The organism is Shewanella sp. AC91-MNA-CIBAN-0169, assembly GCF_040310165.1.
Lineage (GTDB): Bacteria > Pseudomonadota > Gammaproteobacteria > Enterobacterales > Shewanellaceae > Shewanella.
The window spans coordinates 214,457-237,357 of record NZ_JBEOPM010000001.1; the positions used below are offsets into that span (position 1 = coordinate 214,457).

The following is a 22,901-nucleotide window of genomic DNA, read 5'->3' on the forward strand; positions in this document are numbered from 1 at the left end:
TTTATCGCTCCCTCGTTCTTTCATGACAGCAAGCTGTTATGAAAATATTCTACCGCTACAAGTGTTTGTGAATGCCTTAATTGGAAGATTTAACGCTAATATCAAAGACTCAACATACTATTTTTACATGACGATGTATGAGTTTTTATTACTCTGCGGCAAGTGGGAACGGTAAGATATAACGGTCAATAAAATGTTGTGTTGGCATAGGTCTGGCAAATAAATAACCTTGTAAGTAATCGCATGACAGTTGTTGAAGTAACTGGTGTTGTCCCTCAGTTTCAACACCCTCGGCTACGACTTTAACTTTCAAATGATGTGCCATGGTGATAATAGCTCGTACCAACGCAATGCTACTTTCATTGGTTTCCATGTGCTGAATAAACGATCGGTCAATTTTTAGAATATCAATATCGAGTCGTTGCAAATAGGCTAATGATGAATACCCGACTCCAAAATCATCAATGGCGATATCAATACCATAATTATTGAGTCGTAGCATTTGCTGTTGAATGGGAGAGTCTGGGTCCATCAAGGTGTTTTCTGTCACTTCGATAATCATGGTATCGCGAGGTAAATTGAATTTATTACACGCTAATATCCATTCATCGACCCACAAACCCTCCTGATCAATTTGCAACGGTGAGGTGTTGACGCTCACTTGCATTTTGTTGCCCGACAATTGATAAAAATGAGCAGCATCTTCAATCGCTTGGTCTCTTACCCAGTTACCAATTTCTTCTATTAAACCATTTTGTTCAGCCACCGGAATAAATTCATTTGGACCAATAAGGCCGCGCTGTGGATGATTCCAACGGATGAGTGCTTCTGCCTTGGTAGCATTAACGCCAGATTGGTCAAAAATGGGTTGGTAAAACAATACAAATTGACCGAGTTTAAGTGCTATGCGGATTTCTTCGATAAGACGACGTTTCTCAATTGCTTGTTCTTCGATAGCATGAGAGAAAAATTCATAACGATTACGCCCTTTGCTTTTAGACAAGTACATGGCTTGATCAGCATGTTTGACTAACGCTTCAACATTTTGACCATCGGCAGGGTAGAAAGTAAGCCCGATGCTACCTGTCACGTTGACTTGCACTTCTTTAATGCTAATACATTGCATCAGGCTATTTTTCACTTTTTCAGCAATTGTTGCAGCGTGTTCTAAGTCACTCACATCTTCAAGAATTAAGGTGAACTCGTCTCCGCCTAGACGCGCAACCGTATCATGATCTCGAACACATCCACGTAAACGTTTAGCCACTTGATGCAGTAACAGATCACCATATTCATGGCCTAAGGAATCGTTGATCTCTTTAAAGCCATCGAGATCGATAAAAATTAACGCAAAAAACATGTCATCTGTATCAATAAGCGACTGCAGTTTTTCATAGAAAAAACGTCGATTGGGTAGCAGGGTTAAGCCATCTTGATAAGCATATTCGTGCAATTGAATATTGGCATTCTCTAGTTCTCTAGTACGCAGTTGTACTTCACTTTCAAGCGAGCTTTCACGCTGTTCAATATTATCTAACATACTATTAAAACAAGTGGTTAACTGACCGATTTCATCTTCAGACTGTACTTGAGCACGCAAGCTGTAATCTTGTGACACGGTGATTTTTTGCGAAATTTTAGCGAGATATAACATTGGACTTAAAAATTTACGACGTAAGAATAATGAGAGAAAAAAGCTGGCACAAAGAGATGATAATAGTAATAGCACAATAAATTGGCCGTAAAATGTAATTCTATCAGTGATAATGCTGTCATCTACTGATATGTGTAAATCACCATATTGTTGCTTGTCGAGTGTCAATGGTGTCATCACTTGAGTGATGTCATTAAGGTCGTCATCAATCTGGGTCATAGAAGGGCGCTTTGATAATGCCTGAGCTAACACAACACCTTCAACATTAGTGACGCTGACAGATAATACATCTGATCTTAACAAGATAGGATTAATCAGTTCTTGAATGGCGTCTTGATCATCAAATAATAAGGCCGCAGTGATATTGGGCGACAACATTTGCGACAAGCTGTGTAGGCTTTCAACTTGTTCTCTTTTAGCGGAAGACAGCTCGAAGGCGCTGAATATTGATGTCACAGTGAGTGTCGAAATGAGCGCAACGCTCATTAAAATGAATTGCAATTTTTTACTGATTGTATTTAAAGCGAAAAATTGTTTCATAGCATTAATTATTCACTACTCGACCTAGGCGTAATACTTTTGAACTCATTGTTATCCCTGATAATTTTAATTTTTCGGGTGAGACTTCAAAACGAATTTTACCACCGGATAAAAAGAAACGAATATGCCCACCTTGCTCTATAAAGTTGTCTGTTTCACCAACGATCATGACATCAGCAAGATGTTTATTATCCAATTGTTGCCAAGATTCAAGGGTGTCGGTTGTGATAAACAAGATATTACATTGTTCTAAGTTTGTTTCTGTGAGACTCACTTCGACATTTTCTATTGGTAAATTATTGACTTTACGACCATTGAGGATTGAGCGCGAGACACTAATAAAGCTAGTATCAGGGCTGCACAGTGTAAAAGAGCTGGCTGTATTCGTGTGATGACTCCATTCGCCGTAACGGGCAAAGTTAAATAAAAAACCAGCTTTAAGTGCATATTCTTTTTCGTCAGCAATCGCGCCTTGGCTTATAGTAAGCAAAAGCGTTATAAATGATCCAAACAGAATACGTTTAATAGTTAACATTAAGTCAGTTAGAATTTCGCCGTAATTTTAAAAGTGACACTTTCGTCTATATAATTTGATCGTGTATACGTTTCACTATCATTGCCATACTCAAGATGTGAACCTGCAAACAGGTTTTTACCCATAATGGCGAATGCCCAGTTAGGGTGAAAAGCCCAATTCCAAGTTAAATCGAGTGCGGTATAATTTTCTGTTTGATAGGCATCACTATTTTCAACTCTGAGTGAGGCAAAAATATTATGCTGTTCAAAAAAATGTATATCAGCTTTAGTAAACAGTTGACGACTGGTTGAGTCAAAGCCAATCGCTGGGAACGTGTTGTCTGCTAAGTCGTAATTAAAGGTGTTATAGCTGTAACCTACCTCGGCAGTAAAGTTGTCAGACGGTTGCCATGACAACACCACATCACCACCTTCAGTGGTCAGCCCTGCATTAGAGACTAAGTCAAAATTAATCGATGTTGTCGTCAATGCTTGTACTGCGGCATCAATCTGTCCAGCCTGTAACAATGCAAACACGGGGAGGAACTGATCGATATTCGGATCGATTTGGATCACGGCTACATCATCGGTATCAGTATGATAAACCGATAGGTCAAGTGCCCATGTGGTATCAGATAAACGATAGCCCATTTCATAAGATACAGATTTTTCTGACTTTACGTTGTCATTACCATTGAGGTAAGTGCGGATATAATAACGATCAATCTCGGGTATTCCGGTGGTGATAGGCGATACTTCTTCGACTCGTTGTCCATCGATAAGAAAGTTGTCGTTAAATTCAAGTAAAGAGGGAACCCGAACACTTTTTGATACAGAGGCCCACAAGACTTGATTATTTAGTGGTTTCCATACCAGCCTTGCTAGTGGTTGGTTTTCCCAACCAGTCAAATCGTTATGATCAACTTTGACACCCACAATTAAGTCTAATGTGTCCGCAATCACGTTATATTGAGCCTGCGCTAATCCACCATATTGATGTAGGCTTTCAAAACCTCCATCGCTTTGCACAAAGGTACTGTCTGCAAAAGAAATAGAATTGTAACGGTAGTTTAGCCCCCAATCGAACTGTAAGTCTTGGTGCAGGAAATTCATCTGATAATCAACATCAAAAGATTCAAAATTTTCTTGTAAATGGGTTTGGCTACCACTTTGTTTTAACCAAGATGTTTGCAGCATTTGGTTAGCTTTGGGTGAAATACGATTTTCCAACCTCGCCATGACTCGAACATCGGTACGATCTAAGCTGTCAGTAAATGAGATATTACGGTTGCTTTCATCCACGACGCCGCGAAAATTTTGGCCTAATGTAGATTGAGTCATATCACCTTGAATAAGTCCTGACCATTGATCGTTTGGGGTAAAGTCAAACCGGGTGCCTACAGATTGTTGCTCTGAAAAGTCAGCCGGCTCCATTTCAATCCCTTTGTCAGACTTCTGGCCATCTTTAACGTGGCCATATATTCTGAAACTGCCATTATTACCAATATCGCCACCATAACGAAGATTGGTATCGACATTAAGCTGGCTACCACTGCTGACATCAGCATATAGGCCCCGAGTATCAATGCTGTTTTTAGTAATGATATTAATGACGCCATTAGTGGCATTGCTGCCCCACAGTAACCCACCTTGACCGCGGATAATTTCGATACGTTCTATATCGTATAACGGTACGTTTAGGGTTTCCCAATACACGGCGGCAAATTTAGGGGTATACAAACTTTGACCGTCTACCATAACGAGTAATTTGCTTGAAAATCGCGATGCAACACCACGAGAAGAAATTGCCCATTGATTATTATCAAGTTGTCTAACGGCTAATCCAGGTACCATTTTCAGGGCTTCTGGAACAGAAGTCACGCCTGAACGAGTGATTTGTTCTTTGGTTAATACGTATATAGATGAAGCGGTTTCAAAGGCTGATTGGGTTCTTTTCATCGCCGAAGTCACTTGTACATCCATCGCCATCAGCGAATCTAAATCTAAATCGAGATTGTTTAAGATTTCTTCTGCTATGACATGAGGCGAAATTAAAATAAATAAGTACAAGCATTTTGGTGATAACTTCAAACCAATGTCCTCGATAATCTTTGATGATGGTCAACTATAATGGAACTATTTTAACACACGCTATTAACTAAATATCAGTGCATCCCTTTCAATATACGGATTAATTTACCTTCTGTTAACGACTAAGTCGTTATTTTTTGGTTCACATCTGTGAGTATCGTCATAAATAAATCAGAAAACGATGTTAACCGCCACACTAGAGGTAATGAGTTTTAGTTAACTCATTACCTCTAGTGTGAAATATGCATAAAGACGATGGGGCATTTTAACGGTAAACTATACACATTATAGAGACAGCTTTTTGAGGTCATGAGATAGCATGGTAGAACTGCAGCAAAATAATCCACTTCACGGTTTAAAATCAGAAACGATGATATCTGAGTTAGTGGCATTTTATGATTGGAAAATTCTCTACGCAGCTTTGCGTTTAGAGTGCTTCAATACCAACCCTAATATGGACGCTTGTGTTAAGTTCCTAAAAAAGACGGAATGGGCGAGAGAGCGTGTTGAAAATTTTTATTTGTACCGTTTCAAGCGTATGCCAAAAGGTAACTCTGCACAATTTGAATTAAAACCCCGTGAACGTGGTTTTGCTGACGGTATTTTACCGCGTAAGCCGCAGCCTTTAACGGTTGAGTTAGTTGCCGAAATGAAAGCCAAAGCAACGGCTGATTATGAACAAATGAAACATAATCAAAGTCGTTCATATGCTTCTTCGTCATCACCTTCATATTCCTCATCGAGTCGTTCAAATGACAGCGATGCAGCGACACAGCGTAGTAATCAAAATAAGCCGCAGCCTACATTTGATCCAAACAATCCGTGGAATAAATAACCACTAGACTGATCTCATGTCAAAGGACGCTATAAAAGGGAAAAGCCTAGATGCTATACAGGCGAAAAGCCTAGATGCTAGGACGCTACGCTGCTAGATGCTATACAATCTTAGCAGCGAAGCGACACTCACAGGACGCAGTCCGCCCTAGCAGCGAAGCGATACTCGCAGGACGCAGTCCGCCCTAGCAGCGAAGCGATACTCGCAGGACGCAGTCCGCCCTAGCAGCGAAGCGATACTCGCAGGACGCAGTCCGCCTTAGCAGCGAAGCGATACTCGTAGGACGCAGTCCGCCTTAGCAGCGAAGCGATACTCGCAGGACGCAGTCCGCCCTAGCAGCGAAGCGATACTCGAAGGACGCAGTCCGCCCTAACAAATATCCAAAGACGTCGCTATTTTATAATCGTTTATTATCCAGGACTGAGGTTAGCTGAATAAGGTTAATTGTTTTTGTTAAGTACGTTTTGGCTATTTTTATCAAGATGTAGACACACGAGAGAATGATTGCTTAAATAGTAATGCATGTCTTTGTTGTATTTAACAACAGCGCATTCGTTTCAAGGTAACTGGGATTACTTTGGCGGTGCTGTTAGCTTAAATTGAGGCGTAAAGGATTAAGTACCTCATCCATTTTGCTGCTTAGCATTGGGATACAACAAGGATAATAATAATGAAACTGAATAAAATTTTGCTCGCTATCGGCATGGCTTCTAGCGTTGCGATAGTAGGTTGCGGTGATGACACCCAATACGGTAAAACCCCTCAACCAGATCCAGAACCCGAAGTCGTTACTCCTCTATTACAAGCCTTTGCCCCTAATGGCAGCTTAAAAGTCCAAATTCGCCGAACTCAATATGGTGTACCACACATTACCGCCGACAATTTAGAGAGTCTTGGTTTCGGTAATGGTTATGCCCAAGCACAAGATAATTTATGTGTAATTGCAGATGGCTTTATTAAAGCCAATTCTGAACGGTCGATGTATTTTGGTCCCCATGCTTCGATTGACTTTACTACCGGCCTTCCAACCAGTGAAGATAACGGTAACTTAATTTCTGACTTTGCCTACAAAGCATTGAAAATCAGGCAGCTTGCTGAAAACCAATACCCACAGTTTAGTTATAATTCGCGTGCATTAATGGAAGGTTTCAGTGCGGGTTATAATCAATATCTTGCCGATGTAGAAGCTGGAACTCAAACAGGCGAGCCATTTTGTGCTGGTCAACCGTGGGTTAAACCTATTAGCGGTGTCGATGTAGCAAGCTATCTATTTTCCATCGCGCTATTACCTGGGGCGGCAAACTTTTTAGATTTAATTTTTTACGCCAACCCTGGCGATGCTCAAGAGTATTTACCGCGAATTATTGGGCCTGCACCATCCACTGCACAAACCGCGTTTGTGCAGGATATGAACAACAAATTAATCGCACGGTCTGCAACCATTACCACACCGGAAACTAATCCGCGAAATTTGGGTTCTAATGGTTGGGGTTTAGGTAAGGATAAAACTGAAAATGGTAAAGGTATGGTATTGGGTAATCCACATTTTCCGCATACCGGTAATTTACGCTTTTGGCAGTCGCATTTGACCATACCAGGACAAATGGATGTGATGGGCGGCTCGTTGGTTGGTATGCCTGGATTGGTTAACATTGGTTTTAACCAAGATGTTGCTTGGACGCATACCTTTTCAACCGCAGAACATTTTGTAATGTATAACCTTGAGTTAGTTGCCGGTGATAGATTGCAATATATGTACGATAATTCGCCGATGCCAATCACCAAAGAAACGGTTTCGGTATTAGTTAATGCAGGCCCCGCTGGCATGTTGGTGGCGGAGAAGGATATTTACACTACAGCCAAAGGTCCGATGGTTGAAGCACCACCGGCATTAGCACCATTTGGATGGGACGATGGCCAGGCTTTCTTTATTCAAGATGCCAACATGGCCAATAAAGATCCGCTCGATCATTGGTTAGCCATGAATCTTGCATCCAATAAAGATGAGTTTCAACAAGCGTTTAAAAATTATGATGGGGTTATTTTTAATAACACCATGTATGCGGATAAAGAAGGTAATGCGTTTTATATTGACGACTCAACCGTACCAGGTTTTTCGGACTTAGTGGTCGATATTATTAAGACGACCCCAGCGATACAAGCGGCTAGAGCTCAAGCTGGATTTACTATTTTACCCGGTAATACCTCGGTATTTAGTTATGACTCGCCAATGCCTTACGACCGTGCACCTAAGCTTGAACGTACTGACTTTGTGCAAAACTCCAACAATTCATTTTGGTCAACTAACTTAGCGGCACCGCTTGAAAACTACTCTCCTTTATACGGTCCAGAGCGAGGCCAATTATCGTTACGTACTCGTATGGGCTTAACCTTAATGGATGACGCCGCGGGTGATGACGGTAAATTTACTATTGAGGAGCTAGAGGCGGCTTTATTATCCAATCGGGCTTATCTTGCTGAATTGGTGTTACCCGACTTAATCAGCCAGTGCGAGCAACAAGGGTCTACGCCGGTGATGGTTAGCGCAACATTGTCTAAAGATGTCTCGGCATCATGTGCCGCGCTAAAATCGTGGAACGGTAAACAAGATAACGACAGTAAAGGTGGGGCGTTACTCCGTGAGTTTGCCCATCAGTTCAATCAAAATACCATGCTAACCGAAGCATTTGATTATATGAGTGCAGCAACTACGCCCAATAAGCTCAATACTGACGGCAGTGCATTAGTGGCTTTAGCTCATGCAGCTTTGAATCTTGAAGCGGCAGGTTTTGCGGTTGATGTTGCGTTGGGAGATGTGCAGTTTGTTGAAAAGTCACTTGCTGATGGCTCAGCATCTGGGGTGAAGTTACCTTGGCCTGGTAGTCATAATGCGGAAGGTGGGTTCAACGTATTCTCGACCAGTTTATCGGGCGATGACACCTTAATACCTCAACATAAATATAGCCCTGTTATGGATGTTGTTTCTGGTAATGCTACAGCATCAGGATTAACTTCTGAAGGTTACCAAGTGCGTTATGGTTCAAGTTGGATGATGACCGTGAGCTTTACTGATGACGGTCCTAAGGCAAAGGGTATTTTGACTTATTCAGAATCTAGCAATGTGTTGAGTCCAAGTTTTTCCGATCAAAGTGAATTGTATTCCTCGGCAAAACAATTACGTCCATTGCTATTTACTGAGGCAGAAATCCAAGCATCAGTTGAATCTAGCATCGAGCTAACGCTGCAAAAATAGACTAACGGTTTATTCTGTATGAGTGAATAAAACTAAAACCTCACTGATATTTATCGGTGAGGTTTTATCATTTTATAGACGAATAGACGAATAGACGAATAGACGAATAGACGAATAGACGAATAGACGAATAGACGAATAGACGAATAGACGAATAAACAGATGAGCCAGTAAGCGGATGTTTGGGTTGTTCACATGGTGATTCAATCGTGTTTGTTACCTCAATTTCAGGCTACTTAACTTCCCACCTATAAAGATGTGTTTGAGGTGATATATTGGTGACGGTGTAATTATCTTAGGTGTTACAAAGGGTAATTAACCATTTTTAGTATATAGGGATGTGTAAGTTTACAAGCCACAGGTGAGTTAAAAGTGATTATGTTTGAATTTTTTTGATGTGTGGATATGGGTAATTAAATAGCTAATTATAAGGAAGTTGGGGTAAGCCATTAACAGGGTTATAGTTTATCGCTAAAGTGAGTATATATGCACGGAAAGTAACTGGTAGCAATCCCTACTTTGGTATAACACCCGGTTGCTTGACCTAGAAAGCTAACTGAAACAAACTCGACATTGAATATATTCCTATAAATAATTGGATGACAATAATATGCTGATTTTCCTCATTTGTATCGGGCTACTATTGCTCGGGTACAAGTTTTACAGCCCGTTCGTTGAGCGACAAGCAGGTATTGACCCTAAAGTTAAAACCCCTCAAGAACGATTTAATGATGGCGTTGACTATGTACCCGTTCATCCGGTTAAAGCGTTCTTAATTCAATTTCTTAATATCGCCGGTGTCGGACCGATATTTGGGCCAATTTTAGGTGCATTATATGGCCCGATAGCACTGGTTTGGATTGTGATTGGTAATGTACTCGGTGGCGCAGTTCACGATTACTTCTCTGGTGTAATGAGTATAAAAGAAGACGGTAAAAGTTTACCTGAAATTGCTGGCCATTATTTCAATGTGTACTTTAAAGGTGCCATGTTGATATTTACTGCCATGCTACTCTTCTTCGTTGGTGTAGTATTTATCATGAGCCCAGCAGGGCTGTTAAGTAACTTAGATTATTTTAAAGACACTTTTTTGAGTAATAATACCTTTTGGGTATTACTGATTTTGGGTTATTACTTTCTCGCGACTTTGTTACCAATCGATAAAATCATTACCAAACTGTATCCAGCATTTGGTTTATTAATGATTGTGATGACAACCTCTATTGCTGTTGCATTGCTAATCCATGCGCCGCAACTACCGACTATTGACAGTATCTTTGCTTATTTTGATCATAGCCATTATAACAATGACTTATTAGAGCCGAACCCAAGTGGGCTACCTGTATGGCCATTATTGTTTGTCACTATTACCTGTGGCGCAATCAGTGGATTCCATTCAACTCAAGCACCGATTATGGCGCGTTGTTTAACTAACGAAAAATACATTCGTCCAGTTTACTATGGTGCCATGGTAGCAGAAGGTGTAGTGGCATGTGTGTGGGCTACTGCAGGTATTGCGGCTTTCCCTGGTGGTTATATCGAACTTAAGAGTGTTCTCGATATAGGCGGTCCTGGTATGGTTGTTAACCAAGTGGCGACCACTTACCTAGGTGTAGCGGGTGGTGTTATGGCGATTATCGCGGTTGCGGTTTTCCCTATTACCTCAGGTGACACTGCGTTTAGAGCATTACGTTTAACTATTATCGATGCGTTTAAAATTCCGCAAAGTGTCAGAAACCGTTTACTGGTTGCCATTCCGATTCTGATTATTGCTTATTTTATGACTAAGATTGATTTCACTCTAATCTGGCGTTATTTCGCATTCTCAAATATGTTGCTCTCAACTAGCGTATTGTGGCTGGCGACTAAGTATTTATTTGATCGTGGTACCTTCCATTGGATTGTCAGCATTCCAGCGATTATTGGTACTTGTGTGACTGTGTCGTACATCATGACCGCAGGTATTGGTTTTGGTTTGCCGCAACAGCTGAGCCAGCCAGTGGGTATTGTTGTAGGTGTAATATGTCTTATTGCGCTGATTATTGCGCACAATAAACGCAAAGTGATTACTACTCAATAAGTTAATGATTGTGGTAATTGTTAGTTAATTAAAGGGCTGCATTGTGCAGCCCTTTTTGTTGCCTATTTGTAACCGTAAATTAATGACCAATACGGTCCAGTTTCTGAATCAGTTCTATTTTGATATCGTTAGGTGTTTGACTGTGCCAGTAGCCACTTACGTAAGCAAACAGCGGTAACATAAACATAATAGTCAGTAACACAATGAGTAACCCTCTGGCAGAAAGCGGAATGCCATTACGAGTGCTAAATTGCAACGCCTGTTTTTTAGGGCAAGCAGACACACAACGCATGCAAGCTTGGCATTCGTCTGAGTGGATATTTTTTTGAGTATGCACCGATATATTGGCAGGACAAGCACGGGTGCACTTATCACAACTCATGCCTTTAGTTTCAATTAAACAATGCTGAGTATTACGGCGAATTTTAAACGGACTTAGAAAACTTACAATACCTAGCAATGCGCCATAAGGGCAAATGTAACGGCAAAAACCTTGGCGACGCCATGCCGCTAAGGCAAAGATCATTCCAAAACCGATTAAGGCCACCATTGATGGCATCATAAAAAACACTGCCATTTTTAAGTCAGCCACTTTGTGGTAATTACCTGATAGGTAGTGTGGAATGCTTGCTGATGGCATCGAAATAACCAAATAAAGCAGTGCCGCTAATAATAAATATTTAACCATTCTGAGTGGCCAGTCTATCCACGCCGGCGGTAATAACTCTGCATGAATAACACGTTTTCTCAGTTTATAAAGGTACTCACCTGCTAATCCTAGCGGACAAGCCCAACCACAAAATGCTCGCTTACACACTACACCTGTGAGCAATACTACACACAGCATCACTACCGCAGCAGGGTGGTTTTGATCCCAAAGTCCAAGGGTTAAAATAGCTTTGAGTTCTATGCCGCCCGCAATAGGTAAAAATGCATCACCGACATCCGGTCTCATTAACCAAGGTGTTTCTCCGGCATACAATAATCCTGCATTGATGGCATATTGCACGCCAACCAATAACATCGAAAGGGCAAAGAAATGTTGGCAAATCTCACGTACAGCATTGGGTCTGCCTTCTGCATTGGCAAACGCAGGTTGATATTGCCCTATTGCGGTAACAACTAATACCGCGCCCAACAATATAAGTAAAAGTGGCCAGAAAAAGCTAGCTAGAGTCGCGCCGAGCAATAATGCCCCGCTGACCAATGCGCCCCATTTTTTGCCACCCCAATACAGTAAGCTGGTGCTATATACCAAGGCTAGCATTAAAGTGATTGATTCAATTGTACTCATAGAGGATGCCTACAGTGTTTTATTTTCTATCAATAATGATAAAAGTTCTGCTTAAGGGCTAATGTGAGAGGAGTCACCAAAGCCAATAATTGATTTCTAAATATATGATCTACATTGATTTGTTTACTTTATGTAAACATTGTTAAGCAGTGTGTGAACTAAGTGTTTTCACTCTGTTGTCATGAACTTGTCTTAATTACTGGTTACCTTATTAAGATCATTTTTGTGACCGTAAAAAGTGGCTAATGGCTAAGTTTTCTTTTGAGCATTCTTTCGAGATCGACACCTTAAAGCGCTTAATTGCCCAGCATCAGCATCAATTTAGGCATAAGTCCCTGGCGAATTTATATTATCGTGGTGAAAAATTATCGGTAACCGCCATTGAGCTTGGGCAACAACAGCAACCTTGCCCTACGGTGTTATTTGTTGGTGGGGTGCATGGTGTGGAGCGTATTGGTGCACAAGTGGTGTTGGCCTTTTTAGACAGCTTACTCAATCGACTACCTTGGGATACTCATTTACAGCAATTACTCAAACACGTGCGTCTAGCTTTTGTACCTGTGGTGAATCCGGTAGGCTTTTTGCGTGGTAGCCGAGGCAATGGCAACAATGTTGATTTAATGCGTAATGCACCGATTGATTCAGACGAAGACGTGACCTTTCTTGTTGGTGGTCAGCGACTCTCGCCGCGCTTGCCTTGGTACCGTGGTCAAAATGGCATGGAGCTAGAAACCCAAGCATTAGTAAACTATGTGCAACAATTACAGCAACAAAGTAGCAGTGTTATTGCCTTGGATGCTCATTCTGGTTTTGGTTTGCTAGACCATCTGTGGTTTCCTCATGCGCATACTCGGCAACCGTTTGCAGGCATAGGTTATATTTATCATTTAATGCAATTATTCGAAAAGGGTTACCCTCACCACGGCCATTATCGGTTAGCGCCACAAAGTCATTTTTATCGCACTCATGGCGATATTTGGGATTACTTAGTGGCGAGTAATATCAGTGAAAAACCGTTTATTCCATTAACGTTAGAAATGGGCTCGTGGGCCTGGGTGCGTAAAAACCCACGTCAGCTATTTAATTTCCCCGGCTATTTTAATCCGCAGAAAACACATCGACATCAACGTATTTTACGACGTCACGTGGTATTAATGCAGTTCATTATCGATGCAGCTTATGCACAAATTATTGAACAAATAAAGCCTAAACAGCTGACGCAGTTGACTCAACAAGCGAATCGCTTCTGGACTAAAAAAGGCTAAGTGAGGCTAAAAAAGGCTAAGTGAGGATAAGTGAGGATAAATGAGGCTAAGTGAGGATAAACGATGACCACCTTGGTTTTGCTTAGAGGATTAATGCGCGATAGCCGCCATTGGTATGGTTTTGATCAGCGTTTAGCTCAACAAGCGGTGAATGTTATTAGCGTCGATTTACCGGGTAATGGCCTGTTAGTTAATCAGTCTAGCCCTGGTGAAATGCAGGATTATTGTGATGCAGTGTGGCAACAAATCGATGACGCCTTGCTAAAACAGGGCATGCTACCAAGCCAAGTTAAGTTAGTATTGGTTGGGTTGTCTATGGGAGGAATGTTGGCCTTAACGATGGCGGCGCAGTGTCGCTCGCGAGTTGAGCATGTGGTGTTAATTAACAGCAGTGCGGCCAACTTGTCACCTTGGTATAAACGATTCCAATGCTTGGAGTTAATGAGGTCATTGGGTGCTGTGTTCACTCGGGCTTTACGCGCCAGCTTGTCGAACAGTATTGATACAGATAAAAGTCATTGGCTAGAGGCAACGGTATTAGATTTTACCAGCAGGCATTTTGGCCAGAGTATTGACGTGATTAATGCCTGGAGCATACTGAGATTGCAATGCCATACATCATTTATTAATGGGCTACGCCAATTGTACGCCTCAGCCCGTTTTCACTGTCCAGTATTGAATGACATACCGGTTAGCGTGATTGTCGCTAATCAAGACAAACTTGCCCATCCAAAATGCAGCGAACAGTTAGCGGTATTTTATCAAACACAATTACACAAAATAGACGACTGTGGTCACGATGCCAGCCTTGATCAACCACAACAATTACAACAACTATTGCTGAAAATTATTCGTTAGAGCTTATTCATTAGAGCTTATTCATTAGAGCTTATTCAGTAGGACTTATCCATTAGGGCTTATAGAGTAGTGCTTCTTAAATAGAAAGTACTGAATCGAGAGTATTAAACAGAGAGTACTAAATTGGAAGTGCTAATTTGAAAGTGCTAATTTGAAAGTGCTAAATAGTAGCGATTACTCATTCAATCACATAATCATTCAATTTAGCTTGCTTGCCATTTTTTAATGTCTTGCTGCCAAGCATTAGCGGTAAAGTCGATAAAGGCTCTGACGACCGTTTGCTGATAACTGCGCGACAAATAAACCGCCCACAACGTCTTACCCGGCGCAGTGGTGTTGGGCAGCACTTCAAGCAATTCACCTTGTTCAAGATAGTGATTAGCTAAATCGGTCGGCAAGCACACAATACCATTGCCGCGTAATGCCGCATTGATTAATACACCCATGTCATTGGCCTGTAAATTACCGCTCACATCAAGTAAACAGGTTCGAGACTCATCGATTATCTCCCAACTTGGTTGGCTCGAGTGGCGTAAACAGTTGTGTTGTAATAAGTCATTAGCTGACAATATGGTCGAATGTTTGGCGAGATAGTCAGGGGATGCGCAAACCACATTGTCGATATGCATTAAGCGTCTGGCGATTAAGCTTTCATCAGGCTGGTGGGTATAACGCAGCGCAATATCGACTCTGTCATTCACCAATTGCGAGACATTATCCGACAGTAACAGCTGAATATTAACCTGAGGATGTTGCTGACAAAAAGCCTCAACTACGTCATACAGTTTGTGTTGCCCAAGTCCAATGGGCGAGGCGATACGAATACTGCCAACCAGTTCATTATTGTGGCTGTTGGCGCGACTTTCCATCGCCGTCACTTCACTTAAAATCCGTTGGCAGTAATTAAGCGCTTCTTCGCCCTGTAGGGTGAGGCTAACTCGGCGAGTAGTGCGATGTAATAATCGCAACGCTAACCATTGTTCAACTTCTTTGATATGGCGCGACACTTGTAAACGGCTTAAGCCAAGTTGCTCGGCCGCTTGGGTAAAGCTGCCACAACTGGCCACTTCAACAAAGCTGCGTATAGCAGATATTTTGTCCATAAAATCATCCTGTCGCGACAGCTAAAGGTTATAAGTTTTCTATATTTTCCAATAGGCTATCGGCTTTGTTAATAATGGCCTGTTGCGTGTGCACATCCATTTTTTGCCAGTTTTTATATACCATTGCCATGCGAGGGTTACGTTTAAATTGGTCTTGATGCCGCTGAATAAAATGCCAATATAAACTGTTGAATGGGCAGGCGTTATGTTCTGTCTTGAGTTTGACATTGTAATGGCAGCTTTTGCAATAGTCGCTCATTTTGTTCAAATAGTTACCGCTGGCGGCATAAGGTTTTGTGGCCGCAATTCCGCCGTCAGCAAATTGAGTCATCCCGCGCGTATTGGGCATTTCGACCCATTCGATGGCATCAATGTAAATGCCTAAATACCAGTGGTCGACTTCATCTGGATTGATACCCGCGAGTAAACTAAAGCAGCCAGTCACCATCAATCTTTGAATATGGTGGGCATAGGCATAATCGAGCGACTGTTTTATGGCGTGGTGCATGCAATTCATCTTGGTGTTGGCGGTCCAAAAATACCCTGGCAGCGGCCGCTGTGCTTGTAAGGCATTTTTAGTGGCGTAGTTGGGCATATTGCACCAATAAATACCGCGGACATATTCACGCCAGCCAAGTATTTGCCTAACAAAACCTTCAACTTGAGCCAGTGAAATATCATGTTGATGCGCTTGCCAATGCGCGATGACTTTATTAATCACTTCACTGGGGGAAATAATTTTAGCGTTAAGCGCAAACGATAGCCTTGAATGATATAAGCTCCAATCCGCACGGCTATTTTCGGTCATCGCATCTTGGAAATGACCAAAGCGGATCAATAAATGCTGGCAAAAAAAGTCGAGTAACTCACGCGATTGGCGTCGATTTACTGGCCATAATAATTGGCTTTCTGCCTTACCTATGGTGTTGATGTTATGGCGCTTAAGGCGGGCTAAAATATCACTGACATCGTTAGCAAATACCAAGGGCGCAGGAACATCAGCAAGGTCATTCTTTTTAAAGCTCGCACGGTTTTGCTGGTCAAAATTCCATTGGCCACCTAATGGTTCACCCTCTTGCATTAATACATTAAAGCGTTTGCGCATGCGTCGATAAAAAAACTCCATTTTCACATGTTTATTCGGTGTGAATTCGCGCTGAATATCGTCAAATGGCAGTAAGAAATGTTCTGTGTCATAGCTGTTTTTACTCACCTTTGGCAGTGCGAGTTCACTCAATTGTTGCGCTAAGCGATATTCATCAGGCTGTTGATATTCAAATATCGTCAGTTGCTGGATTGTGGTGATATTTTCAAGTAATGCAGGGAGATCTGCATAGTGCTGGGTGTCATCTAATGTTAGGTACATCACTTGATGACCACTCTTGGCTAAGGCCTGTGCAAATTGCGCCATAGAGGCAAAAAAGGCGCAGACCTTTTGCACATGATGAGTGACGTAGTTTGCTTCTTGTCCCAACTCGGCAATCAAATACACCACATTAGGATCGACTTGTTTAAACCAGGAGTGTGACGCATTAAGTTGATCGCCCAAAATGAGTCTCAATGTGCTGGTTTGCGGCAATAATGTTGATGAAGCATGGGTGTAAAGCGTCGTCATGGTGATTACCTTTATTTAGATTTATGTCGGCGACAGCGTTCAGAACAATATTTAACCTTGTCCCAATCTTTGGCCCATTTTTTACGCCAGGCAAAAGGGCGTTGGCATACCAAACAGATTTTATGGGCTAAATGCGTTTTTTTATGAGTCATGGCGAGCCTTCTTCTGTTTGGGCTTTGGGCGTACATGACTGGTTAATACCGCAGAAATATGCTGTTTAACTTGAGGTTGTTCGCGATACGACCATAAACGATCACGGGCAGTTTGTGATGCTTGAGTTAAATCAATCATTGGCTCTGGATAATCACGACCTAAGATAATGTCGTTAAAAATCGCTTCCATAGGCGGTTGTTGCCAAGGTTGATGAATATACTCATTGGGTAAATTGGTGAGCTCTGGGCACCACAATCGAATAAACTCACCGCGTGGGTCTTGGTCCTGTGACTGCTTTACGGGGTTATATAACCTTATGGTGTTAATACCTGTGACCGAGGCTTGCATTTGCAGTTGCGGATAATGGATGCCGGGTTCGAAATCGAGAAAATAATTGGCTAGCGGTAAGCTGGCATGCTGCCAGGCAATATTGAGATGGTGAGTCACAAAGCTGACTAGCATGGCGCGCATTCTAAAGTTGATATAGCCGGTTTCTTTTAAACAACGCATACAGGCATCGATAATAGGGATCCCCGTTTGGCCGTCAGCCCAGCGTTGAATATCTTGCTGCACTTTGTCGTCGGTACGGTAGGGATAATCAACATACCCAGGGTTAACCGGGGTAAATTCCATGCTGCATTGGCTTTCAAATTTTTGCATAAAATGGCAATGCCAATGTAAACGAGACATCATCGCCAATAACGGTTTTCTCCACGCTTTATTGCTGGTTTGCACCTCGTTATAACGTGTTAATGTCGCTTGATATACTTGCTTTAGACTGATGTTTCCCCATGCTAAATAAGGCGATAAGCGTGAGCAGTGGGTGCGGCTCAAACTGGGACTTGAAATACTGCGTTGATAGTCTTTACCCCGATGGGTTAAAAAACTGCTCAGTATTGTTCTGGCTGCTTTGGGGCCACCTATTTGAAACTGATCATAGTGTGCCATGATGGCATGATCAAGAGTCGGGTCTTGATGATTATCGAGTTTTTGTAACTGACATAGTTGCCAGTTGGGGATGGCAATAGGGCTGTTCATTACTTGTTGCCAGTGTTGATCCCATGCCTGACGATTTTTTCGGCCACGAACTACAGCTCCAGTAGGCGACTGCTGCCAATTAACTTGCTGTTGATTACACCAGCGAGCAACCGTTTTATCGCGTTCAAAGCTGTTGTGTAAACCTATCTCTTGATGACTATAAATATTTTTAATTTCAAATGTTTGGGATATCTCATCTAGTAAGTCAATCATCGGCATACTGAACATATACACCTGTCCGTTAAATCGGAGCAGTTGTTGATTCATATCTTGCAGCGACTGCCACACAAAGCGCCAATGGCGTTCATTATAATGCGAGTCAGCCAGCATAAATGGCTCAAAGGTGTAAATGAGCAAGCAGGGTAAATTGTGGTTAAACGCATCGACGAGCGGTTGATGATCAGACAAGCGCAAGTCGCGTTTAAACCAGACAATATTAATAGCTTGCTTGATTGTGTCGGGCATGGCGCCAAAATCTCATGATGAATGAGCCATTAGATACGCACTAGCCTGCGGTTTAGATTGCTTTTAAGGACACAATTACGTAATGATTTTACACCTTAATTTGTATCTTTAAATGAAACAATTAAGCGCAATTATCGATATTTATCTCTAAAAGATTACCCACTACACTAGCTCCATTGATAATTAATAGAGCGAGACACAAAATGAAATTAGCAGTATTAGGCGCAACAGGTTGGATTGGTGGCACTATCATGCAACAAGCGATAAGCCGAGGCCATGAAGTGATTGCCGTAGTGCGCGACGCCAGCAAAGTCACTCAAGATGTGGCCGTACGTACGCTTGATTTAACCACGATGACAAGCGATGCCATCGCTAGCGCATTTGCCGACGTTGATGTTGTTATAGCGTCAATCGGTGGCCGCGCCGCACAAAACCATCAAGTAGTAGCGCAAACCGCTAAGCAATTACTGCAACACTTGCCTAAAGCGGGCGCACCGCGTTTGTTATGGGTTGGCGGTGCAGGTAGCTTAGAAGTCGCACCAGGCGTGACGTTAGTGTCAACACCAGAGTTTCCTGCAGATTATAAAGCCGAAGCCATCGCCCAAGGTGAGGCACTAGCGTTGTTCCGTGATACAGATTCTGCTATCGAGTGGACTTATGTTAGCCCCGCAGCGATTATTTTCCCTGGTGAGTCAGAAGGCCCATACCGTATAGGCGGCAACGAATTTTTTACCGATGCACTAGGCCAAAGCCGAGTATCAGTAGTGGATTATGCCAAAGCCATGCTTGATGAAGCCGAAAATGCTAAGCATATTAATCAACGTATTAGCGTTGCTTACTAAGTGATATTGGGTGGGTGATTAATCGAAACAGGCCAAAATGGCCTGTTTTTTTTATGCTTTATCCGGTGCATAGGTGGTTATATCGATTAGGCAAACAATGGTTTAATTTGTATTAGGCCATAGCCGTTACTCGGTAATATTTGAGCGCATTTTATTCAAAAATCATACTGGGTTATCAGTTACAGGTTATGTAATTTGAGTCTGTTTTAAAACGTTTTTGGATAAAAGTGTATTTAAGATATGGCCTGCGGCCACTAACGTCGTGGCGCTTCGCCCACACCAGACCAAAAGGAAACCAACGGCTATTCCCTCTTGGATCACCCAGCCGCCCCACAACATTTTCGCTATCTGCAAAACAAGAGCGGCGAAAAGGTCGCAATGGGGTAGATCCAGCTTTTGACTTTATTGGGTAACTGCCTCAGTCTTATTCGAAAATGCTAACGCTTCCGATGGTACATCCTGTACCCCGAAAGCTAGCCTGACATCCATGTCAGGACTCACGCTATTTTCTTCAACGCCCTCAAGTTCAGAGTTAAATTTGTACATTTTTAAGTCAAAAACCAACTCGTTTTTGCCCCATTATGAGATAGAACGCTAATTCTATCTTAATTCAGTCTTTCCGATTATCATTACATTAACTAATGCAAGTAAAGTTGTATTTACTGCTGTTTTGGAAACGACCCATACCCTGGAGGTTATACAGGTGAATAAGGATGCCAGCAAAGGTATAACAAATTTTTCAAAAGAGATTGATACACATAATGTTCAAAAAGTGTTTCGAGAAGATCCTGTAAATACAATGAAACAGGTTTTTGGAATGCCGGTGGTTAATTTATGAGCACTGTTAACATGCTCTTGACGTAATATTAATTTAATAATCTTGGATGTTATATGAGTGGAATAATACTTATTTTAATACTGGTTGCATGGGTTTTTGTTGCTAAAAATATAGCGGTACTATTCTCTTCGATTTTTAATTTACCTAAAGGGAATATAAAGCGGGTCATAATAGGGGGGAGCTTTATTTTAATTTTAATTTTCCCTATTGTAGATGAAGTTGTTGGGTGGTTTCAGTTTAATACTCTATGCACTACAGAGAATACACTTCTATACGATAAAGATAAGGTTTACGGGAAATCAGTTGTGCGTCGGGATATACCTCTAAGTACTGGTTGGCCAATGTCTACAGAGAGAGCTAACAGCAAGTACAAAGGTATAGCAATGTATACTTTACATAAAGCTATTCCGATAGTTGTTACTACAGCACAATGGGAAGATTCTGAAACTGGAGAATTACTAATTACCTATAGGTTGTTGCAAGCTGAAGGAGGGTGGCTAAGCCATTTGATTGGATTTCCCCAGGGAACCCCGCCTTATATTTTTGATGGCCGTTGTAGTTCAAAAGAATATTACGAGTTATTTGATAATTTAAATGTTAATAGAGTCAAGAATAAATAGGGATGTTAATTATGTCAAACCTTGGAGTTTTCGAGCTACGCGAAGGTAAACATTCACCCATACAAAGATGAATATGAAACATACGAAATAGAGCATTAGTTCTAACGCATTTCTGTCCAAAAACGAGTTAGTAACGCTTGCAAAAGTCTAAATTCAACTCTGAACTTGAGGCCGTTGAAGAAAATAGCGTGAGCCTGACAGGACGTCAGGCTAGCTTTCGGGGTACAGGATGTACCATCGGAAGCGTTAGCATTTTCGAATAAGGCCGAAGACGGTTACAGATGAAGTTAAAAGCTGGATCAATTTCCGTCGCAATTTTTTCGCTGCTGTTGTTTGGTTAAAAAGCGAAAATGTTGCCGGAACGGCAGGGGTGATCCAAGAGGGGATTGCTGTTGATCCCCCTTTTGGCCCGTGCAGGGTGGAACCTTGCGATCTTAATTCAAACGAAGTTTGAAAAATAGGTATGGCGAAGCGCCACGACGTTAGTGGCCGCAGGCCATCGCCAAGACTAAAACCAAAGAATAGAGCTGGATTCCGGCTCACAAGCATTACCGGAATGACGAAAAATGGCGACCGGAATGACGGGAAATGGCGACCGAAATGACAGAGAAGAGTGACTGGCATGTCTGATGTATTTGGCCCGTGCAGGGTGGAACCTTGCGATCTTAACTCAAACGAAGTTTTAAAAATAGGTATGGCAAAGCGCCACGACGTTAGTGGCCGAAGGCCATACTCAACCAAGAATCGCTTTATGAATTATCCCATTGATGACAAAACTCAATAAAGCTTTTCAACAGCGGGCTGTGATATTTATCTTTGTGAACCACCAACCAAAACGGTCGCTGCATATTGATATGATTCCCCTTAATTGGGGAGTCGAGCTGAGTCACACGGCCATCATTAATCGCATATTGTGCCGCCAAAGCAGATAAACACCCTAAGCCAAGTCCGGCGGCGACACTGTTAATTAATGCTTCAGTGGTATTCAGTTCAAACACTTCATGCCACGACTCTATTTGCGGCGCGATAGTGCGCAAAAAAAACTCTCTCGAGCCAGAACCTGCCTCACGTAATATCCATTCACTTTGTTCTAAATCATTAAACGTCCATTGTGCCTGCAGACTTATGGGTAAATGAGGCGCAGCGATAATACACATTTCATCATGGCTAAACTGAGTGGCGATGAGTTCTGGGTGATGACTTTTACCCTCAATCAAGCCAATGTCTAACTCGTAATCCAGTAGTTTTTGGCAGATTAGACGTGAATTGGAAATCACCACGCTTTGTGAAAAATGTTGATGTTGCTGACGAAAATGGCTCAATAACCCGGGTACAACATGATTACCTAAGGTGTCACTGGCACCTATTTTCAATTGACCCGTAAAAGCGTGGTCTGCATCAAACAATTGACTGATATTATTTGCTCTACTAAGCAGCTCATCGGCCAGTGGTAATAACTTGTGTCCTTCTTGATTCAGCACCAAGCGATTATTGACCCGATCAAATAGCGGGTGACCCAATTGTTTTTCGAGTTCTGCCAGTGCCATGCTCACCGCGGCTTTAGACAAATACAGTGCCTCGGCTGCAGCGGTTAAGGTTTTATGTTGGGTAACACTGGTAAACACGTTGAGCTGCTTTAATGAAATGTGCATAGCGCCGCTTAGTTTGATATAGAGTGAGTTTGAAATAGCATTAGTTTGATGGTTATAAAGTTAATGTGAACGGTTTCATTTTTATTTCCATCGTTATTGGTATGATTAATATTTCGTTCAATTTTTATGAACGTATGTTTCATATAATTGGATATATATAAACAAAGTGCAAGCGTAATATAAGCTTAT

17 protein-coding genes are annotated in these 22,901 nt (G+C 41.9%); 8 read left to right on the forward strand and 9 right to left on the reverse strand.

The window, feature by feature from the left end; genetic code table 11:
- Positions 1-148: 148 nt before the first annotated feature.
- The 3 genes from AAEY98_RS00920 to AAEY98_RS00930 are packed head-to-tail and all read right to left on the reverse strand — an operon-like array spanning position 149 to position 4,801.
- Positions 149-2,194 (reverse strand): putative bifunctional diguanylate cyclase/phosphodiesterase, encoded by a 2,046-nt coding sequence (locus tag AAEY98_RS00920; RefSeq protein ID WP_351014551.1) that lies wholly within the window; start codon positions 2,192-2,194, stop codon positions 149-151.
- Positions 2,195-2,198: 4 nt separating this feature from the next.
- The gene (locus AAEY98_RS00925; RefSeq protein ID WP_101085975.1) at positions 2,199-2,729 is read right to left on the reverse strand and encodes a YfiR family protein; all 531 of its coding nucleotides are present in this window, start codon (positions 2,727-2,729) and stop codon (positions 2,199-2,201) included.
- Between the two features lie 8 nt (positions 2,730-2,737).
- Complete coding sequence (locus AAEY98_RS00930; protein WP_351014553.1) at positions 2,738-4,801, reverse strand: TonB-dependent receptor plug domain-containing protein; 2,064 nt, start codon at positions 4,799-4,801, stop codon at positions 2,738-2,740.
- A 319-nt stretch (positions 4,802-5,120) separates the two neighbouring features.
- Between AAEY98_RS00930 and AAEY98_RS00935 the strand changes: the two genes are divergently transcribed.
- The 3 genes from AAEY98_RS00935 to AAEY98_RS00945 all read left to right on the forward strand — a co-directional run bounded on the left by AAEY98_RS00935 (position 5,121) and on the right by AAEY98_RS00945 (position 10,969).
- Complete coding sequence (locus AAEY98_RS00935; RefSeq protein WP_011636249.1) at positions 5,121-5,636, forward strand: VF530 family protein; 516 nt, start codon at positions 5,121-5,123, stop codon at positions 5,634-5,636.
- 670 nt (positions 5,637-6,306) lie between these two features.
- Entirely contained in the window at positions 6,307-8,889 is a 2,583-nt protein-coding gene (locus AAEY98_RS00940; protein WP_351014555.1) for an acylase, read from the forward strand.
- Positions 8,890-9,499: 610 nt separating this feature from the next.
- On the forward strand, positions 9,500-10,969 hold the full coding sequence (locus tag AAEY98_RS00945; RefSeq protein ID WP_162022395.1) for a carbon starvation CstA family protein: 1,470 nt from the start codon (positions 9,500-9,502) through the stop codon (positions 10,967-10,969).
- A gap of 79 nt (positions 10,970-11,048) precedes the next feature.
- On the opposite strand, the gene AAEY98_RS00950 is transcribed toward AAEY98_RS00945, so the two are convergent.
- On the reverse strand, positions 11,049-12,263 hold the full coding sequence (locus AAEY98_RS00950) for a 4Fe-4S binding protein (RefSeq protein WP_351014557.1): 1,215 nt from the start codon (positions 12,261-12,263) through the stop codon (positions 11,049-11,051).
- A 245-nt stretch (positions 12,264-12,508) separates the two neighbouring features.
- On the opposite strand from AAEY98_RS00950, the gene AAEY98_RS00955 reads away from it, so the two are divergent.
- Positions 12,509-13,528: a DUF2817 domain-containing protein gene (locus AAEY98_RS00955; RefSeq protein ID WP_182745043.1), complete on the forward strand. Its 1,020-nt coding sequence runs from the start codon at positions 12,509-12,511 to the stop codon at positions 13,526-13,528.
- A gap of 63 nt (positions 13,529-13,591) precedes the next feature.
- Entirely contained in the window at positions 13,592-14,386 is a 795-nt protein-coding gene (locus AAEY98_RS00960) for an alpha/beta fold hydrolase (RefSeq protein WP_351014559.1), read from the forward strand.
- 203 nt (positions 14,387-14,589) lie between these two features.
- Here the strand turns inward: AAEY98_RS00960 and AAEY98_RS00965 are convergent, their stop codons facing one another.
- The 4 genes from AAEY98_RS00965 to AAEY98_RS00980 are packed head-to-tail and all read right to left on the reverse strand — an operon-like array spanning position 14,590 to position 18,760.
- On the reverse strand, positions 14,590-15,489 hold the full coding sequence (locus AAEY98_RS00965; protein ID WP_192115614.1) for a LysR family transcriptional regulator: 900 nt from the start codon (positions 15,487-15,489) through the stop codon (positions 14,590-14,592).
- Between the two features lie 28 nt (positions 15,490-15,517).
- Entirely contained in the window at positions 15,518-17,104 is a 1,587-nt protein-coding gene (locus AAEY98_RS00970) for a cryptochrome/photolyase family protein (protein ID WP_351014562.1), read from the reverse strand.
- 11 nt (positions 17,105-17,115) lie between these two features.
- A complete protein-coding gene (locus AAEY98_RS00975) occupies positions 17,116-17,256 on the reverse strand; it encodes a DUF2256 domain-containing protein (RefSeq protein ID WP_351014564.1) in 141 nt (46 codons plus the stop codon).
- Positions 17,246-18,760, reverse strand: coding sequence for a cryptochrome/deoxyribodipyrimidine photo-lyase family protein (locus AAEY98_RS00980; RefSeq protein ID WP_351014566.1), 1,515 nt, complete (start codon positions 18,758-18,760; stop codon positions 17,246-17,248). Before AAEY98_RS00980 ends, AAEY98_RS00975 begins: the two co-directional genes overlap by 11 nt.
- Positions 18,761-18,963: 203 nt before the next feature.
- Between AAEY98_RS00980 and AAEY98_RS00985 the strand changes: the two genes are divergently transcribed.
- The 3 genes from AAEY98_RS00985 to AAEY98_RS00995 all read left to right on the forward strand — a co-directional run bounded on the left by AAEY98_RS00985 (position 18,964) and on the right by AAEY98_RS00995 (position 21,060).
- Entirely contained in the window at positions 18,964-19,602 is a 639-nt protein-coding gene (locus tag AAEY98_RS00985) for an NAD(P)-dependent oxidoreductase (RefSeq protein ID WP_351014567.1), read from the forward strand.
- A 703-nt stretch (positions 19,603-20,305) separates the two neighbouring features.
- Entirely contained in the window at positions 20,306-20,440 is a 135-nt protein-coding gene (locus AAEY98_RS00990) for a hypothetical protein (protein WP_351014569.1), read from the forward strand.
- A gap of 53 nt (positions 20,441-20,493) precedes the next feature.
- Positions 20,494-21,060 carry a hypothetical protein gene (locus AAEY98_RS00995; protein ID WP_351014571.1) on the forward strand — a complete coding sequence of 189 codons (567 nt, stop codon included), beginning with the start codon at positions 20,494-20,496 and terminating at the stop codon, positions 21,058-21,060.
- 749 nt (positions 21,061-21,809) lie between these two features.
- Here AAEY98_RS00995 and AAEY98_RS01000 read toward each other — a convergent pair.
- Positions 21,810-22,712, reverse strand: coding sequence for a LysR substrate-binding domain-containing protein (locus AAEY98_RS01000; protein WP_351014573.1), 903 nt, complete (start codon positions 22,710-22,712; stop codon positions 21,810-21,812).
- Between the last annotated feature and the right edge of the window lie 189 nt (positions 22,713-22,901).

What these genes read in the sequence shown, in the direction of transcription:
- AAEY98_RS00995 (WP_351014571.1), top strand. Translation starts at nt 20,494, where the DNA reads ATGAGTGGAATAATACTTATTTTAATACTGGTTGCATGGGTTTTTGTT.
- AAEY98_RS00980 (WP_351014566.1), bottom strand. Translation starts at nt 18,760, where the DNA reads ATGCCCGACACAATCAAGCAAGCTATTAATATTGTCTGGTTTAAACGC.
- AAEY98_RS01000 (WP_351014573.1), bottom strand. Translation starts at nt 22,712, where the DNA reads ATGCACATTTCATTAAAGCAGCTCAACGTGTTTACCAGTGTTACCCAA.
- AAEY98_RS00920 (WP_351014551.1), bottom strand. Translation starts at nt 2,194, where the DNA reads ATGAAACAATTTTTCGCTTTAAATACAATCAGTAAAAAATTGCAATTC.
- AAEY98_RS00975 (WP_351014564.1), bottom strand. Translation starts at nt 17,256, where the DNA reads ATGACTCATAAAAAAACGCATTTAGCCCATAAAATCTGTTTGGTATGC.
- AAEY98_RS00935 (WP_011636249.1), top strand. Translation starts at nt 5,121, where the DNA reads ATGGTAGAACTGCAGCAAAATAATCCACTTCACGGTTTAAAATCAGAA.
- AAEY98_RS00960 (WP_351014559.1), top strand. Translation starts at nt 13,592, where the DNA reads ATGACCACCTTGGTTTTGCTTAGAGGATTAATGCGCGATAGCCGCCAT.
- AAEY98_RS00945 (WP_162022395.1), top strand. Translation starts at nt 9,500, where the DNA reads ATGCTGATTTTCCTCATTTGTATCGGGCTACTATTGCTCGGGTACAAG.
- AAEY98_RS00940 (WP_351014555.1), top strand. Translation starts at nt 6,307, where the DNA reads ATGAAACTGAATAAAATTTTGCTCGCTATCGGCATGGCTTCTAGCGTT.
- AAEY98_RS00950 (WP_351014557.1), bottom strand. Translation starts at nt 12,263, where the DNA reads ATGAGTACAATTGAATCAATCACTTTAATGCTAGCCTTGGTATATAGC.
- AAEY98_RS00970 (WP_351014562.1), bottom strand. Translation starts at nt 17,104, where the DNA reads ATGACGACGCTTTACACCCATGCTTCATCAACATTATTGCCGCAAACC.
- AAEY98_RS00965 (WP_192115614.1), bottom strand. Translation starts at nt 15,489, where the DNA reads ATGGACAAAATATCTGCTATACGCAGCTTTGTTGAAGTGGCCAGTTGT.
- AAEY98_RS00955 (WP_182745043.1), top strand. Translation starts at nt 12,509, where the DNA reads ATGGCTAAGTTTTCTTTTGAGCATTCTTTCGAGATCGACACCTTAAAG.
- AAEY98_RS00925 (WP_101085975.1), bottom strand. Translation starts at nt 2,729, where the DNA reads ATGTTAACTATTAAACGTATTCTGTTTGGATCATTTATAACGCTTTTG.
- AAEY98_RS00985 (WP_351014567.1), top strand. Translation starts at nt 18,964, where the DNA reads ATGAAATTAGCAGTATTAGGCGCAACAGGTTGGATTGGTGGCACTATC.